This is a genomic window from Paenibacillus sp. Z3-2 (assembly GCF_054161325.1).
Genome location: NZ_CP096397.1, coordinates 1,963,644 through 1,979,151, shown reverse-complemented (window position 1 = coordinate 1,979,151; position 15,508 = coordinate 1,963,644). Strand labels below are relative to the sequence as shown.

General features: G+C 46.1%; 16 protein-coding genes. 6 read left to right on the top strand and 10 right to left on the bottom strand.

What is annotated here, in order from left to right; genetic code table 11:
- Window positions 1–134: 134 nt before the first annotated feature.
- The 4 genes from M1D71_RS08855 to M1D71_RS08840 all read left to right on the top strand — a co-directional run bounded on the left by M1D71_RS08855 (window position 135) and on the right by M1D71_RS08840 (window position 3,731).
- The gene (locus M1D71_RS08855) at window positions 135–1,766 is read left to right on the top strand and encodes a thiamine pyrophosphate-binding protein (protein ID WP_458126138.1); all 1,632 of its coding nucleotides are present in this window, start codon (window positions 135–137) and stop codon (window positions 1,764–1,766) included.
- A gap of 12 nt (window positions 1,767–1,778) precedes the next feature.
- The gene (locus tag M1D71_RS08850; protein WP_017689521.1) at window positions 1,779–2,147 is read left to right on the top strand and encodes a carboxymuconolactone decarboxylase family protein; all 369 of its coding nucleotides are present in this window, start codon (window positions 1,779–1,781) and stop codon (window positions 2,145–2,147) included.
- 186 nt (window positions 2,148–2,333) lie between these two features.
- Window positions 2,334–2,684, top strand: coding sequence for a hypothetical protein (locus M1D71_RS08845; RefSeq protein WP_145319603.1), 351 nt, complete (start codon window positions 2,334–2,336; stop codon window positions 2,682–2,684).
- A 54-nt stretch (window positions 2,685–2,738) separates the two neighbouring features.
- Window positions 2,739–3,731, top strand: a complete 993-nt coding sequence (locus tag M1D71_RS08840; protein ID WP_458126137.1) for a 3-oxoacyl-[acyl-carrier-protein] synthase III C-terminal domain-containing protein — start codon at window positions 2,739–2,741, stop codon at window positions 3,729–3,731.
- Window positions 3,732–3,894: 163 nt separating this feature from the next.
- Here the strand turns inward: M1D71_RS08840 and M1D71_RS08835 are convergent, their stop codons facing one another.
- From M1D71_RS08835 to M1D71_RS08805, 7 genes are all read right to left on the bottom strand, one after another.
- A complete protein-coding gene (locus M1D71_RS08835) occupies window positions 3,895–4,464 on the bottom strand; it encodes a manganese catalase family protein (RefSeq protein WP_145319609.1) in 570 nt (189 codons plus the stop codon).
- 22 nt (window positions 4,465–4,486) lie between these two features.
- Window positions 4,487–4,762: a spore coat protein CotJB gene (locus tag M1D71_RS08830; protein WP_076209123.1), complete on the bottom strand. Its 276-nt coding sequence runs from the start codon at window positions 4,760–4,762 to the stop codon at window positions 4,487–4,489.
- The gene (locus M1D71_RS08825) at window positions 4,752–4,991 is read right to left on the bottom strand and encodes a spore coat associated protein CotJA (protein ID WP_458126136.1); all 240 of its coding nucleotides are present in this window, start codon (window positions 4,989–4,991) and stop codon (window positions 4,752–4,754) included. The genes M1D71_RS08830 and M1D71_RS08825 overlap by 11 nt, the downstream gene beginning before the upstream one ends.
- A 266-nt stretch (window positions 4,992–5,257) precedes the next feature.
- Window positions 5,258–6,610, bottom strand: coding sequence for a hemolysin family protein (locus M1D71_RS08820; RefSeq protein ID WP_458126135.1), 1,353 nt, complete (start codon window positions 6,608–6,610; stop codon window positions 5,258–5,260).
- 46 nt (window positions 6,611–6,656) lie between these two features.
- Window positions 6,657–7,793 (bottom strand): radical SAM/CxCxxxxC motif protein YfkAB, encoded by a 1,137-nt coding sequence (gene yfkAB, locus M1D71_RS08815; RefSeq protein WP_458126134.1) that lies wholly within the window; start codon window positions 7,791–7,793, stop codon window positions 6,657–6,659.
- 221 nt (window positions 7,794–8,014) lie between these two features.
- Window positions 8,015–9,136: an HD-GYP domain-containing protein gene (locus M1D71_RS08810; RefSeq protein WP_458126133.1), complete on the bottom strand. Its 1,122-nt coding sequence runs from the start codon at window positions 9,134–9,136 to the stop codon at window positions 8,015–8,017.
- A gap of 67 nt (window positions 9,137–9,203) precedes the next feature.
- Complete coding sequence (locus M1D71_RS08805; protein WP_458126132.1) at window positions 9,204–10,637, bottom strand: bifunctional metallophosphatase/5'-nucleotidase; 1,434 nt, start codon at window positions 10,635–10,637, stop codon at window positions 9,204–9,206.
- Between the two features lie 119 nt (window positions 10,638–10,756).
- Here M1D71_RS08805 and M1D71_RS08800 point away from each other — a divergent pair, with 119 nt between their 5' ends.
- A complete protein-coding gene (locus tag M1D71_RS08800; protein ID WP_458126131.1) occupies window positions 10,757–11,503 on the top strand; it encodes a molybdenum cofactor biosynthesis protein in 747 nt (248 codons plus the stop codon).
- Window positions 11,504–11,626: 123 nt separating this feature from the next.
- The gene (locus tag M1D71_RS08795; protein WP_145319625.1) at window positions 11,627–12,676 is read left to right on the top strand and encodes an HD-GYP domain-containing protein; all 1,050 of its coding nucleotides are present in this window, start codon (window positions 11,627–11,629) and stop codon (window positions 12,674–12,676) included.
- Window positions 12,677–12,743: 67 nt separating this feature from the next.
- Here the strand turns inward: M1D71_RS08795 and M1D71_RS08790 are convergent, their stop codons facing one another.
- From M1D71_RS08790 to sufB, 3 genes are all read right to left on the bottom strand, one after another.
- Window positions 12,744–12,875 carry a YjcZ family sporulation protein gene (locus M1D71_RS08790; RefSeq protein ID WP_222125181.1) on the bottom strand — a complete coding sequence of 44 codons (132 nt, stop codon included), beginning with the start codon at window positions 12,873–12,875 and terminating at the stop codon, window positions 12,744–12,746.
- A gap of 156 nt (window positions 12,876–13,031) precedes the next feature.
- The gene (locus tag M1D71_RS08785; protein WP_458126130.1) at window positions 13,032–13,751 is read right to left on the bottom strand and encodes a M23 family metallopeptidase; all 720 of its coding nucleotides are present in this window, start codon (window positions 13,749–13,751) and stop codon (window positions 13,032–13,034) included.
- Window positions 13,752–14,091: 340 nt separating this feature from the next.
- Window positions 14,092–15,489 carry a Fe-S cluster assembly protein SufB gene (gene sufB, locus M1D71_RS08780; protein WP_036669904.1) on the bottom strand — a complete coding sequence of 466 codons (1,398 nt, stop codon included), beginning with the start codon at window positions 15,487–15,489 and terminating at the stop codon, window positions 14,092–14,094.
- Window positions 15,490–15,508: the final 19 nt, after the last annotated feature.

The window sequence follows — 15,508 nt, the reverse complement described above, 5'->3', positions numbered from 1 at the left end:
AAACCACAAAAAAAGATACTCTTCCTAATAACAAGAATATATTTCCTCTTACAACCTCAGATAATGACTTGCATTCAACAAATGGAATATGCGTATGGTTCAAATAACCTATTTCATAAAGCGAGGTGTCCCGCATGAGAACAGTTGCGGACTATTTGGCAGAAAGTCTACGAAATCTAGGTGTTACTCATGTCTTTGGTATTATTGGAAAATCCATCTGTCCTGCTGTCCTGAAGATGGTGGATTACGGATTAAAATTCATTCCAGGCCGTCATGAGTCCAGCTCAGGCTTTGCCGCAGCCGGTTATGCATTACAGACAGGCAAGCTTGGCGTTGCCTTTGCCACATCTGGACCGGGCGGAACCAATCTACTGACTGCTGCAGCTCATGCAAAGGCCAACAATCTGCCCGTTCTATTTATTACGGGTCACCAATCCATCCAGGAACTGGGGCTACCTCAGTGCCAGGATTCCTCCTCCTATCTGGCTGATCTGGCCGAGATGTTCCGGCCTGCCACGTTATTTAGTAAACTCGTTGAGCGCGGAGATCACTTCGGCACCCTACTGAATCATGCCTTATCCATTGCACTTGGCCCGAATAAAGGCCCTGTTCACCTCTGTCTTCCTTTTGACGTACAGACTGAATTGTTATTGCAGTGCCGGATTCTCATTCCCGAACCGGAACCTCTTATTAGTGTATCGAACCTGAATCGTATTCTTCCTCTAATTCAACAATCCAGCCATCCCTTAATTATCGCAGGTAAAGGTGTAAGTCGTGCCAGCGCCCATGATCAACTGCTTCATTTGGCTGAAACATTCAACATTCCCGTCATTACCACTCCTGGTGGAAAAGGAGCGATTGCGTGGGACCACCCCTTGTATCATGGCCCCTGTGGTGTTGGAGGTTTTCCGCATGCAGACGACATGCTGAATCAAAGTGATCTCTATATCGTACTCGGTTCACGTCTGAGTGATATGACCATCTGCAACCTGAAGCCTGAGAACCACCCGGCACACCTCATTCAATTTGATGCCGATCCTACGTTTGTAGGTAAGATTCTGAGCGCTCAAACCTTACATATCACGGGGGATTTGAAAGACAACATGCAATATTTGCTGGGCACATTAGAAGACCTCCCTACTCCTGTGAGAACCACGCCACTCATTGATTACACTGTCCCTCTACCAGATTTGCCCCAACTATCTCTGGCTTCTGTGCTGGACGGAATGAGTGATCTGCTTCCATACGATCATAAGCTGTTTGTCGATGATGGCAGCCATGGATTTCATGCGGTACAGCGATATAAAGTCAAAAAACCTGGCAGCTTTGTATTTGACGCATACTTTGCATGCATGGGTAATGCCATAGGTATGGCCATTGGTGCCAAAGCCGCTTCTCCTGAGGAAACTATCGTATGCATCACCGGGGACGGATGTTTCATGATGCTGGGGACAGAGATTAATACCGCAGTATGCAACAATCTTGCCGTGATCTTCATTGTCGTCAATAACAAACAACTGGACATGGCTCTCAAAGGTATGAAAAAAACAACAGGCAGGATCGATGGTACCTTATTTGAAGTTCCTATGGATGCAGCCAAATTCGCCGAATCTCTGGGAGCTGTCGCTTTCCGGGCAGAGACACATGAAGAATTCTCATCTGCGCTGAGCACAGCTCAAACGTTGAATCAGGTGACTGTAATTGAGCTTCTGACCGATCGAGATGAAATTCCACCTACGGCTCACCGCACCGTAACTTTGAATTAGGAGGAGCATATCATGAGCGAACATGTAGCTCAGGGACTGGACCGTTTTGCTAAACTTTCTGGTGAGTACGGCGCAAGAGCCCTCGCACCAATCAAGGAGCATTTTCCCGAATTATCCGAATTTATTATGGGGACTGCATATGGGGATATTTTTCAACGCACCACCATTACGGATCAATGGAAGGAAGTCGCCATCATATCTTCATTGATCACCCAAGGACAGTATGAACAATTAGGAGTGCATTACACGATGGCTCTGAGTGTCGGGGTAACTGTAGATCAGCTCAAGGGGATATTGCTGCATTTGGCTCCGTGTGTGGGTGCTCCGCGCATCATTAGTGCATTTAATATTTTGCTTGCCACTTTAGATGAAATACAGTAATTCACTTTTCTACATTTTTATACATGATTCGACTTTTTTATTGATCTTTTTACATTCCTACCTTTATAATATGGTTAAATTATCCTTCGAACCAGCTCGCATCTTAGAAGCTTTCAGCAGAGGCCCAATGGGCTGTGTATCCACTAGCGGGATAGCCTTAACTCATTTAAAGGAGAGAGATCAAGCATGGGAAATTTCATACTCAAGACTGACGTTCCGAACAAGGTGTTAAACATTGAACTGGAGGGTTCTTTCTCTCAAGAAGACGGTTTGCGTTCCATCTCGGCCTATCAGGATACGATCGCTCCTATTAATACCAAGGAGTATCACCTGAACATCGATTGCAAAAAGTTAAATGTTACTGCCCCGGAGATTGTGCCTCTTCTGGAAGGATGCCTTCAGATGTTCAAAAAAGATGAATACAAAAAAGTCGTGTTGACCCTCGAGAATAACGCGATTCTAAAAATGCAGTTGTCCCGGCTCGGCCGGTCAGTCGGTCTGGACAATCTCGAAATCATCTCTACCGTTACCACTTAATAAACCAGGCGGACAAGCTGTGAATTCACCCTTCCGCTCAAGAGGAGAATGAAGATGTCCGGAATTCGTATTGTAGATATCGATATCTATCATCCAGCAACCAAGGTGCACAATGACTTTTATATTGAACATTTTGACGCAAGAGGTGTAGATATTCGTGGATTGTTAAAGGCACTTGGTCGTGATACACGTTATAAAATTGACAACGATGACGAAAACTCACTAAGCATGGCCTTTGAGGCAGCCAGTAACCTACTGGAAAAAACCGGACTCACCGGTGCAGATCTTGATCTGATTGCTTATGCAAGCCAAACGCCAGAATACATCTTTCCTACGAATTCCTTGATGATCCATCGCCTGATTAACGGAGCCTCACATACGATCTGCATTGACAGCAACGCTAACTGTGCAGGCATGACCGCCGCTTTCGAACAGGTTAGCCGGCAGATGCTAGGCAATCCTCGAATTCGTCGTGCATTAATCATCGGCTCGGATTACGTGGCTCCTCACGCCAGTCCGGATGATCCCGTATACTTCGCCAACTTCGGTGATGCAGCAGCAGCGGTTATTGTAGAGCGGGATGAACATGCTGTCGGTTTCATCGATTCAATCTATCAGACGGATACGTGTGTGTATAATAATTCGCTCTTTCCTGCAGAAGGCCTGGCGAAACTGGGCAAAACGGGTGTAGATGCAGGTGCTTTTCATGTGAAATTCATACCATTCGATGATTCCATCTGCGTGGATGCCGCTTCGGAGTCCATTCGTACCCTGTTAACACGCAACGAGATTGCACCAGACGAGATCAAAGCAGCCTGCTTCTCTCAACTATCCATTAGTAATATTCGGGCTGTATCCGAGAATGTCGGCATCGCTGATGATATTGCCGTCTACATTGGAGATGAATTCGGATATACCTCAACCAGCAGTCCATTCATCGCATTACATCGGGCGATTACAAGCGGTCAGATTCAGCGTGGTGACAAAGTGTTGTTCTGGACCGTTGGAGCCGGGTGGCAAAATGTTGCCATGGTGGTTGAATACTAGGCTAGCCTTAATCAACAGAATAATAACCAGTGACGATCCCTTTTATTTCAATCCAAGAAAGGGTCGTCTTTTTATTTGAACGCAATTCTTATTTAACCACGTTAACTCAAAGCAAAAAGCAGTCCTCCCCGGACTGCCACACTTCTGCTTTTATACCAAACGTTCAAAAAATCTTCTTTGTCTCCCGATCGTCCTTCAGGATCTCAACTGCCTCCCGGAAACGCAAGGAATGCACGATCTCCCGTTCCCTCAGAAATTTCAGGCTGTCCTGCAGATCCACGTCATCTGTCATGTCGATCAACCATTGGTATGTAGCCCGGGCCTTCTCTTCCGCTGCAATGTCCTCGTACAGATCCGCAATCGGATCACCCTTGGCTTGAATATATGTGGCGGTAAACGGTACACCAGCTGCGTTACTGTAAAAAAGGGCCTTATCATGATTAACGTAGTGAGCAGCCAGCCCGGCTTGCTCCAGCTGTTCCACTGTAGCATCTTTGGTGAGCTTATAGATCATGGTTGCAATCATCTCTAAATGAGCAAATTCTTCTGTGCCGATATCATTCAACAGACCAATAATTTTGTCTGGAATAGTATATCGTTGATTCAGATAGCGTAAGGCTGCCGCCAATTCTCCATCTGCTCCGCCATACTGTTCCATCAGTAATTTGGCCATGTAAGGGTCACATTTACTCACGCGAACGGGATATTGCAGTTTTTTCTCGTAGACCCACATTCCACGACTCCTCCTTTAACTTTTATACCTGCCAAGGCCATGGTGTCTGGGACCACTCCCACGGATATTTCGAGAAGGCATGACCAAAATTCATCAGCGGTCCATACAGCTGTTGAAACTCATGAGCTACCCGCATTCGCTCCTGGCTGAACTTGTTGTACTGCTCAATGCTTTGGAAGTCACCCGGATGGGTATCCAGATACAGATTCAGTTCCACTAACACAAAGTCCAGCGCCTGAAGTTCTTCCAGCAACTCGTAGTATTTTGCATCACAGGCTTTCGGTGCTTCAGGTTCCATCTGTCTCCACCTTCCTCTCCTTTGATTTCTTGGATGTGTAAGGGCTATATAATGCAGGCCATAATGTTCCCAGTCTCAGCGCTTCTGCCGGACTGTATTGCGGCCACCCCATGGGCTGGAAAGGTATAAACAACTGCGGTGGAACAAGATACGTGCGGATTTCCATCGGTTTACAAGGATCAAACGGCCCCACAAAAGGAGCATAGGCTCGAAGCTGTGGATCCTTCACTCGACATGCCTCCTTCAACGATATTTACAAACATCCCCCATACAATTCAAACCATTGCTTCCCGTCTCTATATGCATATGTTTCAGTTCTACAGGTTAATCCCCATTATCTAAAACTTCGTAAAGGAATTTCTCATGCCTTCTTCCTCTCGACCAAAAAAAGACCCTTGGAAGCACCTCTTACGGCACTTCCAAAGGTCTGTATTTCGTAAAATGAGTAACATGTTCACACTTGCAAGTCCTACTCATCATCAAACTACAACAAATCTATTCTGCTGGTTTTTCTTCCGATTTCATGTCTTGAGGAACTGATTGCTTGTACACTCGAACCCGGGTAATTCGCAAACGAGTGGATTCTTCCACTTCAAAGACGTATCCATTCAGTTCCCGAGTTTTGCCCTTGGCCGGACTACCTCCAAGCTCTTTAAACAGCCACCCACCAATGGTATCCACTTCCTCATCCTCAATGATGGCTCCAGTCCACTTATGAACCTCTTCAATAAGAGAACGACCATCAATGGAAAATGAATCACCACTGCGTTCCATATGCGGACGCTCATCCTCAAATTCGTCATACAAATCTCCAACGATCTCTTCCAGAATCTCTTCGGCAGTCAGCAGTCCCGCCGTGCCACCATATTCATCAACCACCAGCGTCATCTGAGAATGTTTCTTCTGCATTAGACGCAACACATGGCTGATTTCCATCGATTCAGGCACGTTCAAGATTGGACGGACAAGTGAAGCCAGATCATGTTGTTGCTCCGGTTTAGCCAGCAACAGATCGGTGATGTGGATAAATCCGATAATCTCATCCTTGTCTTCTACTGCCACAGGATACCGGGAATGTTTGGTTGCATTAATAATCTCCAGGTTCTCTTCCAAAGACATATGCGTATACAGACAATCCATGTCTGTACGTGGCAACATCACTTCACGTGCCAGCATATCGGAGAAATCAAAGATATTGTCCATCAATTTAATCTCATCTTTATCGATAACACCACTCTTGGCACTCTGCTTCATAAGAATACGAAGTTCATCTTCCGAGTGAGCTTCCCCTTCACTGGCAGGTTCGATACCCGCCAGACGTAGCAAAGCATTAGCTGATACATTCAGTACCCAGATGAACGGGAAGAAGATTTTGTAGAACAACAGCAAGGGTGCAGATAAGAACAAAGCCACTCCGTCTGTTTTTTGAATTGCCAATGATTTAGGCGCAAGCTCACCCAGCACTATATGCAGAAACGTAATGATGCAGAAACCGATAATGACGGACACGGTCGATATAAGCCCTGTATCTCCTACACCGAGCTTAAACATGAGAGGCTCAACGAGCAATTCAGAGATGGCTGGTTCTCCCAGCCACCCGAGTCCAAGCGATGTCAATGTAATCCCGAACTGAGTTGCCGATAGATAGGAATCCAGTTTACTATTCACCTTCAGCGCATAACCAGCCATACGATTTCCTTCACTCTGCAATTGAGTTAAGCGTGTTTGCCTTACTTTCACAAGGGAAAATTCCGCTGCAACAAATACGCCATTCAAAAATACGAGCAAAAAGACACAGACCAGATTAAATACCAGCTGTCCAAGATGAAATTCGGTATGAATATCCAAGTTGAAACTCCCCTTTTCTATCTATTTCAGGAATACACCTGGAATATCAACGTGTGATTGCCTTTCTCGATTTGAAATCCACACCTTTGTAGTACATATCTGCCACCAGCAGGTTTGGCCCGCAACAGGATGCGATATCGCAATGGCAGTTAACCGTCTGATTCAACGGATGTTCTGCTGACCACTCATGGAACACATCATCCAGCTTACGATCTCGAATATTGCCAAATGCAGGGATGTCCGCAAAATCGGTCACATACACATTACCCGTAAACATGTTGACATTAACACGGTTGCGTCCGTCCGGATCATTGCGTACCGTCACATTGGGCTCGCTGTATAGTCGGTTGATGAGTTCCCGATCCTGCTCTGCTGCATTACACGCGAAGAATGGCAGTGTACCGAAGAGCATCCACATATCCTTGTCACGCACATCAAGCAAACGATGAATCGCTGCTCTCATATGGTCCAGAGATAACACGGGCAACGACGAAGCAAAGTTCGAGTTATACATCGGATGCACTTCATGACGGACACAGCCCATCTCACGAATCAATTGGTGAATACCATCCAGTTTGTCGTGCGTACGGAAGTTAATCATGGTCTCCGCAGAGATAAACATGCCTGCTTCACTTAATTTGCGCGAATTTTCAATCATTTTCTCATACATCTTCACCGCTACTTCACGTTTCACAGGTCGGCCACTGTTCGCAAATCCAACTTGATGGAAATCATCTGCATTCAGATAGTTGAATGAGATATGCATAACGTCCAGATACGGTAAAAGTTGCTCATACCGGCTAATATCCAGCGTTAAGTTGGAATTGATCTGGGAACGGATGCCACGTTCCTTGGCATATTTAAGCAGTGGGATAATCATCTCATCCACTGTTTTCTGGCTAAAGCTTGGCTCGCCACCCGTCAGACTAATCGTCTGCAGGTGCTCGACTTCATCCAATCGTTTCAGCATCAGCGGCAGCGGAAGAGCTGGCGCTTCGCGCATCGTAAGCATATCCCCCACGGCACAGTGCTCACATCTCATGTTGCACAGATGTGTCACCGTCATTTCTACACTGGTCAGCACATGGCGTCCATATGTACGCAGAGAGCCGATCGGATCCCACGGATCATTCGTCGGCGATAAAGGCATCGGTTGTACCGATCCTGAGTTTAGCATGGTCATTGTTCTTCACCTTATTCCTTTTATTAACCTAAAAAGTTTTATTTACATCATACCTTGTGTTTCTCTTTTTGGAGTTATCTTTTATCATAGCACAATTTTGAATGCTCCGGCATACGTAGACCCTGTCCATTACATAACAAAAAACGCTCAAGCAACTCTGGGCCGAATCACGAAATGGCCCCGATATTACAACATGAGCGCTAATCATCTTCCAAGCTTGTTCAGCTTTCCAACCGTTCATTTTGGGCGGATAAAGGTGCATCCTCCACACCTTCCACACCTGTGATCATGACAGACAGTGCTGTCGACAGGTTAATTTCGTAAGGCGAAGATAACGTCTGACCATCCGCATCCTTGAGGACTCGGATAAGGGGACGCTGAGGAACTCGGGGATGGATTGCTGCGACCACCCCAACTTCTCCTGTACTAAGCGTGACGGAAAGACCCACGGGGTAGATCGCTACACAATCCCTGAATCTCTCCAGCATCCGCTGTTCGTAAAGCGTGCCCGAACCCGTATATAGCACCTCTACCGCCTGATGCGGCAGCAAGGCTTGCTTGTATACCCGATTCGTTGTCATGGCATCATATGAATCAGCAAGCGCAATCCATTTGGCATATTCATGAATCTCTTTGTCCTTCAGGCCAAAGGGATATCCACTGCCATCAATTCGTTCATGATGCTGCAATGCACAATGAGCAGATAGAAGTGGTATACCTGGTTCGTCTTTGAGAATACGATGTCCATATGTAGTGTGCTGCTGAATGATTTTAAATTCCTCGTCACTCAACCTGGAGGGCTTCTGGAGTATTTCCGATGCAATCTGTGTTTTGCCAATGTCATGCAACAAGGCACCCAGACCAATCTCCATTAATTGCTGGCGTGTGTAACCCGCAGCCACACCAAGAACCAGGGTGTACACACATACATTCAGAGAATGACTATACAGGTCAAAATCACTGGAGTTCATATCCATCAGCATTATCATGGCTTCCTTTTGACTGCCGATGTCTTCCAGAATGGTATTCATCACACCACTAAGCGCTTTACCGAAATGAGGAATCCGGTTCTTCGTTTTCAGTCCTGACATACTCTGGAATTGCTGTTTGATCTCTACCAGCGCTTTCCTCCTGGTCTCTTCCTGCAACATATCCGGAACAATGATATCTTCGGTCGCGGCATCTCTGATATAAACATAACCAACCCCAAGATCTTTGAGACGCCCAATCAGTCGGCTTGTTAGCTCTACATCTTCACTAAGTAATACCAGGCCCTCTTCACTATAAATACGTTTCCCCAGCTTCATGCCAGGCTGCAATAAGTTTATATGTACTAAACGCACAGCCTATCCTCTCCCGCTCCGTAGATGTAATTACCACTAGCCGCCTCTTCAGCAGAAGGCAAGTCCTTTATTTAGTTTCACGCCAGCGGGCTCGCAGGCTGTCGTCCAGCGCCCCTGGTCGTTTTAATTCCAGTTCCAGCAAATCGCGTATGAATTCCGGAAGATGATAGAGCGTGTTGGTTCCATGAGCCAAAGAAGGATACCCTACGTTAAATGTAAACATGTCCAGCGTTCCAACGACATACTCGCCTTGATCGTCCATCGGCTCCCCATGGATGGAAATAGATTGGATTTTCTCATAAGCTGGCGCAGCTGGATTGTATTGAACTTCCATTCCATCCATACATAACGTACCAAGAATTTGACCACGAAAACCAAATCCTACAATGGGTTTACCTGAGAACTCATCCAACAAGGACTGCTCAAGCGCTTCACGAATATGACTTCCACTCAAGCATATTGTACAAGCATTTATAGGAGATGGACATAGGGAATGCAACATTCCTTTTGTAATATTGCCTTGTGGAAGGTCTCCAAGAAGCTGACCCGCATTCACCAGTGACAACTGAGCTCCTGTGAATTGACGAACAGCTTGTGCCAGCAATGAGGCAAAAGGAGATTCCCGGTCATATTGGATGGGCAATAACCGGTCCGTGATCACTGCTGTCTGGTCCAGTGCCCTTTCGGCTTCTGTACGATTCGTGGCGATTGCCAGCGTGACCTGATCATCCAGTAGTATACTCTCGGTACTAACACATCCGCTACTTACCAGTTGGAGAGGTTCTCCCAAACTTGTTCGTTCCAGAACCACTTTCCCAAGCCATTGGCCAAATTTACCAGCTGCGCCCAGCACGGTCTGACCAATGACTAATGGTTCTTCCAGAACATGATGGGTATGCCCACCGAGAATAACATCAATTCCAGCAATCTGTTCCGCCAGTCTCCGATCTGTGGAAAGTCCCAGATGCGAGAGAATAATCACCACATCCACTTCAGAGCGTAATGCTTCAACCTGAACTCTTAGTGTTTCCAACGGGTCCAGAACATCCCAACCCAGCAGTTCGTAGAACGTGGTGAATGGCGCAGTAGCCCCCAGCAGACCAATGCGAAATGAACCTTTCTCCACGATGAGGGAAGGTTTCATCCACACAGGCGGAAGACCTGTGGCTTGTTCAACGACATTGCCACATATCACAGGACACAGAAGTCCAGCGTAGGACTGTGCGAGCTGATCAGGCGTAAAGGTCAGTCCTTCGTTATTCCCGATGGTTATGGCATCGTAGCCGGTCAGATTGATCACATCGACGTTAGCCACGCCTAAAGTTCCTTCTGTCTCCACAGCCATCCGGTCCATGTGATCGCCGATATCCAGTACAAGGATGTCTCCACCTTGTTCACGTACCTCATTGATCATAGCGGCGATGGTGCTCATGGAGCCGAAGTGACTATGGATGTCATTGGTGTGCAAAATCGTCAATGTTTGCTTCTCCCTGGTGCTCATCACACCGCCTCCTCCGCTCTTCAATAAACGTTCACTCTTCTAATGGATAAGCATAACATTTTCCACCTCGTTATGATATATTTAAAGGGTTTAGAGATCAAAAAGAGGTGAGTCATATCATGAAATTGACAATTCAACTATTTGCAGGCATTGCAGAACGTTTAAATACATCCCTCCTCGAGTTTGAGTACATTGGAGACGCTCCGACTGCTGCTGATGTAAAAGAAAAACTGAGCCTGGCCTACCCCGAGGCAGCATCTCAGATAAGAACATCCTTTCTCGCAGTTAACCAGCAGTATGCTCCTGCCGATACTATACTCCGGTCAGAAGATGAACTGGCGTTAATCCCTCCTGTCTCTGGTGGTGATGGTACGGATATGCCCGATGAGAAGCATCCTTCTCCCTCTCCTGAGCATCGTACTGAAGACGGGTTATTTCTGATTACCGAGTCCGCCTTGTCTGTGGAAGCTACGACGGCGCTAGTCATTACCGCGAATCACGGCGCTGCCCTTACTTTTGTGGGTACAACTCGTGAAATGACCGGTGAACAGCGAACCGTTCATCTGGAATACGAGGCCTATGTACCGATGGCCCTTTCTCAGATGGCAGCCATTGGAACGGAAATCTCCGATCGATGGCCTGGTGTACTGTGTGCGATCAGTCATCGCATCGGTAAAGTGGATGTGGCAGAGATTAGTGTAGTCATTGCCGTTTCCTCGCCTCACCGCAATGACTGTTACGATGCAAGCCGCTACGCCATTGAAAGACTCAAACAGACGGTCCCGATCTGGAAAAAGGAAATCTGGGAAGATGGCTCTGAATGGAAGGGACATCAACTAGGACCCTGGAACCCTATGGAGAACTAACCATGAGTCATTACACCTTTTTGATAGAGTGGGTTAATAGTAAATAAGTCGTTGTCAACCCATTTTTTTCTTGTTATTATAAAGATATGTGTCGATATTAGTCGAGGAAAAGGTGGTTTATACGTGAGAGTGCATGTTACTGATCTTAAACCTGGCGACCTGTTAAAAAATGATGTTTACAACAGTTCGGGTCTCCACATGCTGATGAAAGGTTCCACCCTCAGTGAAGATGACCTGTCCAAGCTGCTGCAACATGGAATCGATTACGCAGATGTAGAACATACAACATCCGACCTACACTCTGATGCACAAACCATACCTTCCGATCAAACCCGTCTGTTAACTAATCTGTTTAACGATACGATCAAAGGTACTGAATCTCTATTTCAACAAGCGATGGAGAAGGGTTTTATTGATGAGACACAGGTCGATGAGATTTTGATTACCCTAACGGGACAGCTGGAAAAACAGAAAGATGTTGTCTCCTTGTTACTTATGCTGGACGGGGATAGCGATTATACTTACAACCATTCATTGCAAGTCGGAATGCTCGCTTTTTATATCGCCGGCTGGATGGGCTACAACCCCGAGGAATGTCTAACGGTAGCGAAAGCAGGATATCTCCATGATATCGGCAAGTCCAAGATTCCTTCTGAAATGTTACATAAACCTGGTAAACTGACGACGGAAGAGTTCGATGAAATGAAGAAACACACATTCTATGGGTACGATATTATTAAAGAATCGACGCAAGATGAAATTCTCGCCACCGTTGCCCTTCAGCATCATGAGCGCGAGGATGGAAGTGGTTATCCTCATGGACTACGTCGCGATGAGATCCACCCATATGCCCGTATAACCGCTGTAGCTGACGTCTACAGCGCTATGACGACGAATCGGGTGTACCAGACCAAACAGGAGCTTATCTCTGTTCTGTGCGAACTGTACAGCCTAAGCTTCGGTCAGCTAAATGGTGAAGCAACACAAGAACTGATCAAGCACATGCTGCCGAATTTTATTGGTAAACGAGTGCTACTCACGACGGGTCAGACCGGTCTCATTGTCATGAATAATCCTGCAGATTATTTCCGGCCACTCGTTCAGACCTCTACGGCCTTTATTGATTTAGCGAAAGAAAGAGATATTGCTATTGTTGAAATCTATGTACAATAAGCATAAGTATAAAAAGGGAAGCCGTAATCGGCTTCCCTTTTGTCTATCGTGATTCGTTCGTGTTGGATTAAACGTAGAATGCTTTTGTGATGATAACCAACAGAATGAACAGTACCAAGATTGCACCAGTCGATGTGAATGGATTGTATCCACCTACGCCGCCTACGTTGCCTCCACAGCCATATCCTACTTCGCTCATGTGATTGCCTCCTCTTCATCAGGTATACCCTAACATATGACGCTCCGCTCCAGATGAACCGGGCGAAACGGCAACATTCGATAAATGGTTGTCTGTCAGGTCTCGCATCCTGCCTAAAGATTCGAGCTCATCCTAATCCCTCTTCATCGTAGTGTTCTATATATCAGGATCGGAATGAACCTGGATACCGTTTTCCTTGCGGTACATGATGACAAGTAATCGCCAAAATTCATAACTGCCTGTATCGTTCATAATAAACGGTCGATAATAGTCTAGCGCTTGCTGTGCCCACGCAGGACAATCCATATTGGAACGTTGCTTCTGTTGCTGAATCCAGTCTCCCTGAATCTCCAGCGTTTTCTGTATGGCTTCAAACATTCTCTTCTGCTCCGTGGTCATCGGCTGGGCCTCCTGTTCCTGGGACGCAGTTTCGTATTCAGACTGTAGGTATGTTCCCGGTTCTGTCACACCATCTTCACTGGCAGTATATCCGTAAGAAGGCGCGCTTGTTTTACGGATCTCATAATGTACATGCGGACCAGTACTCTGACCTGTGCTCCCCTGATTACCGATAAGCTGGCCTCGCTTCACCTGCTGTCCAACGCTTACAGCAATACGTGAAAGGTGTGCATAACAATGCAAATAACCTCGATGATCTTGAAGTGCTACTGTAAGCCCGTAACCGCCGAATCCGGAGCCTGTAACTCCCTCGGAAGCAAAACGTACCCTACCCTCCATAAAGGCATAGACAGGGCCATTCCAGGGTTCTGTCACGAGATCAATTCCGCGATGAAACGTCTGACCACCATGAATGGGATGAATTCGATAGCCGAATGAACTTGTAATTCGATATCCCTCGAAAGGGTTAACGCTCATACACTCACATCCTTTTCTATCATTAAATGCTTAAATCTATGAAATGGCTTGTGCTATTAGTCTTATTTTATCCCACAAAAATACCGCTCAGAATATCATTGGAGCCACTATCTGGTCTCTCTCAATGTATATTCCAAGCGGTGCAATACACTACTATAAATATAATAGCTATGTAATTGAATAACGCCAAGTTCATCAATATACTAAGAAATTCAAAAAAAAGGTCGACGGAATATCCCTCGACCTTTCTTCAATGATTTTGTGATTCCGTGAAAAGGATTTGAAGCTTAATAGCAGCAACATCGTTCCGCTTCACGGCTTCGAATAGCGCTGCATTGGATTAACCAATAGAGCCTTCCATTTCGAATTTGATCAATCTATTCATCTCAACGGCATATTCCATTGGCAATTCCTTCGTGAATGGCTCAATGAAGCCCATGATAATCATCTGTGTTGCTTCTGCATCAGTCAGACCACGGCTCATCAGGTAGAAGAGCTGATCCTCAGACACTTTGGATACTGTAGCTTCATGCTCCAGCATGATATTATCATTCATGATTTCATTGTAAGGAATCGTATCCGATGTGGACTCATTATCGAGAATGAGTGTATCACACTTGATATTCGATTTTGCACCCTCCGCTTGACGTCCAAAGGAAGCCAAACCACGATACGTTACTTTACCGCCATGTTTACTGATGGACTTGGACACGATTGTAGATGTTGTATCCGGAGCCAAGTGGATCATTTTCGCACCTGCATCCTGATGCTGGTTTTTACCAGCTACAGCGATGGAGAGCACGGAACCTTTCGCTCCACGGCCTTTCAGTACAACTGCTGGATATTTCATCGTCAGTTTGGAACCGATGTTACCATCGACCCATTCCATCGTTGCATTTTCTTCTGCAACCGCACGTTTCGTAACGAGGTTGTAGATGTTTGGTGCCCAGTTTTGGATCGTTGTGTAACGAACACGAGCATTTTTCTTACAGATGATCTCAACGACCGCACTGTGCAGTGAGTTCGTGCTGTAGATTGGAGCTGTACATCCCTCTACATAGTGAACGAAGCTGTCTTCGTCGGCAATGATGAGTGTACGCTCGAATTGTCCCATATTCTCGGAGTTGATCCGGAAGTAGGCTTGCAGAGGCACCTCACATTTAACGCCCTTCGGCACGTAGATGAAGCTTCCTCCGGACCATACCGCACTATTCAATGCAGCAAATTTGTTATCTGCTGGCGGAATAACCGTTGCAAAATATTCACGCAGGATTTCCGGATGCTCTCTGAGAGCCGTATCCGTATCCATGAAGATTACACCTTGGTCTTCCAATTCCTTTTGCATGTTGTGGTATACAACCTCGGACTCATACTGAGCCGATACACCTGCAAGGAACTTCTGCTCTGCTTCAGGGATACCCAGTTTATCAAAGGTTTCCTTGATTTCGGAAGGAACTTCCTCCCATGTTTTACCTTGCTTCTCCGAAGCACGAACGTAGTATTGAATTTCATTGAAATCCAATCCGTCGAGATCTCCGCCCCATTTCGGCATTGGCATCTTTTCGAATTGTTTCAAGGATTTCAAACGGAATTCCAACATCCATTCCGGTTCATTCTTAATCTTGGAAATCTCGGTAACCACTTCTGCAGTCAGACCTTTACCGGTTTGAAAGATGGATTTGTGCTCGTCGCGAAAACCATATTTGTACTCTTCCATTTCTGGTGCTTTTTTAGCCATCTTGCTCTACCTCCCTATC

Excerpts from the sequence above, each read along its gene's own strand:
- M1D71_RS08785 (WP_458126130.1), bottom strand. The coding sequence starts at position 13,751 with ATGAGCGTTAACCCTTTCGAGGGATATCGAATTACAAGTTCATTCGGC.
- M1D71_RS08830 (WP_076209123.1), bottom strand. The coding sequence starts at position 4,762 with ATGGAACCTGAAGCACCGAAAGCCTGTGATGCAAAATACTACGAGTTG.
- M1D71_RS08790 (WP_222125181.1), bottom strand. The coding sequence starts at position 12,875 with ATGAGCGAAGTAGGATATGGCTGTGGAGGCAACGTAGGCGGCGTAGGT.
- M1D71_RS08855 (WP_458126138.1), top strand. The coding sequence starts at position 135 with ATGAGAACAGTTGCGGACTATTTGGCAGAAAGTCTACGAAATCTAGGT.
- M1D71_RS08845 (WP_145319603.1), top strand. The coding sequence starts at position 2,334 with ATGGGAAATTTCATACTCAAGACTGACGTTCCGAACAAGGTGTTAAAC.
- M1D71_RS08835 (WP_145319609.1), bottom strand. The coding sequence starts at position 4,464 with ATGTGGGTCTACGAGAAAAAACTGCAATATCCCGTTCGCGTGAGTAAA.
- M1D71_RS08805 (WP_458126132.1), bottom strand. The coding sequence starts at position 10,637 with ATGAGCACCAGGGAGAAGCAAACATTGACGATTTTGCACACCAATGAC.
- yfkAB (WP_458126134.1), bottom strand. The coding sequence starts at position 7,793 with ATGACCATGCTAAACTCAGGATCGGTACAACCGATGCCTTTATCGCCG.
- M1D71_RS08800 (WP_458126131.1), top strand. The coding sequence starts at position 10,757 with ATGAAATTGACAATTCAACTATTTGCAGGCATTGCAGAACGTTTAAAT.
- M1D71_RS08840 (WP_458126137.1), top strand. The coding sequence starts at position 2,739 with ATGTCCGGAATTCGTATTGTAGATATCGATATCTATCATCCAGCAACC.
- M1D71_RS08850 (WP_017689521.1), top strand. The coding sequence starts at position 1,779 with ATGAGCGAACATGTAGCTCAGGGACTGGACCGTTTTGCTAAACTTTCT.
- sufB (WP_036669904.1), bottom strand. The coding sequence starts at position 15,489 with ATGGCTAAAAAAGCACCAGAAATGGAAGAGTACAAATATGGTTTTCGC.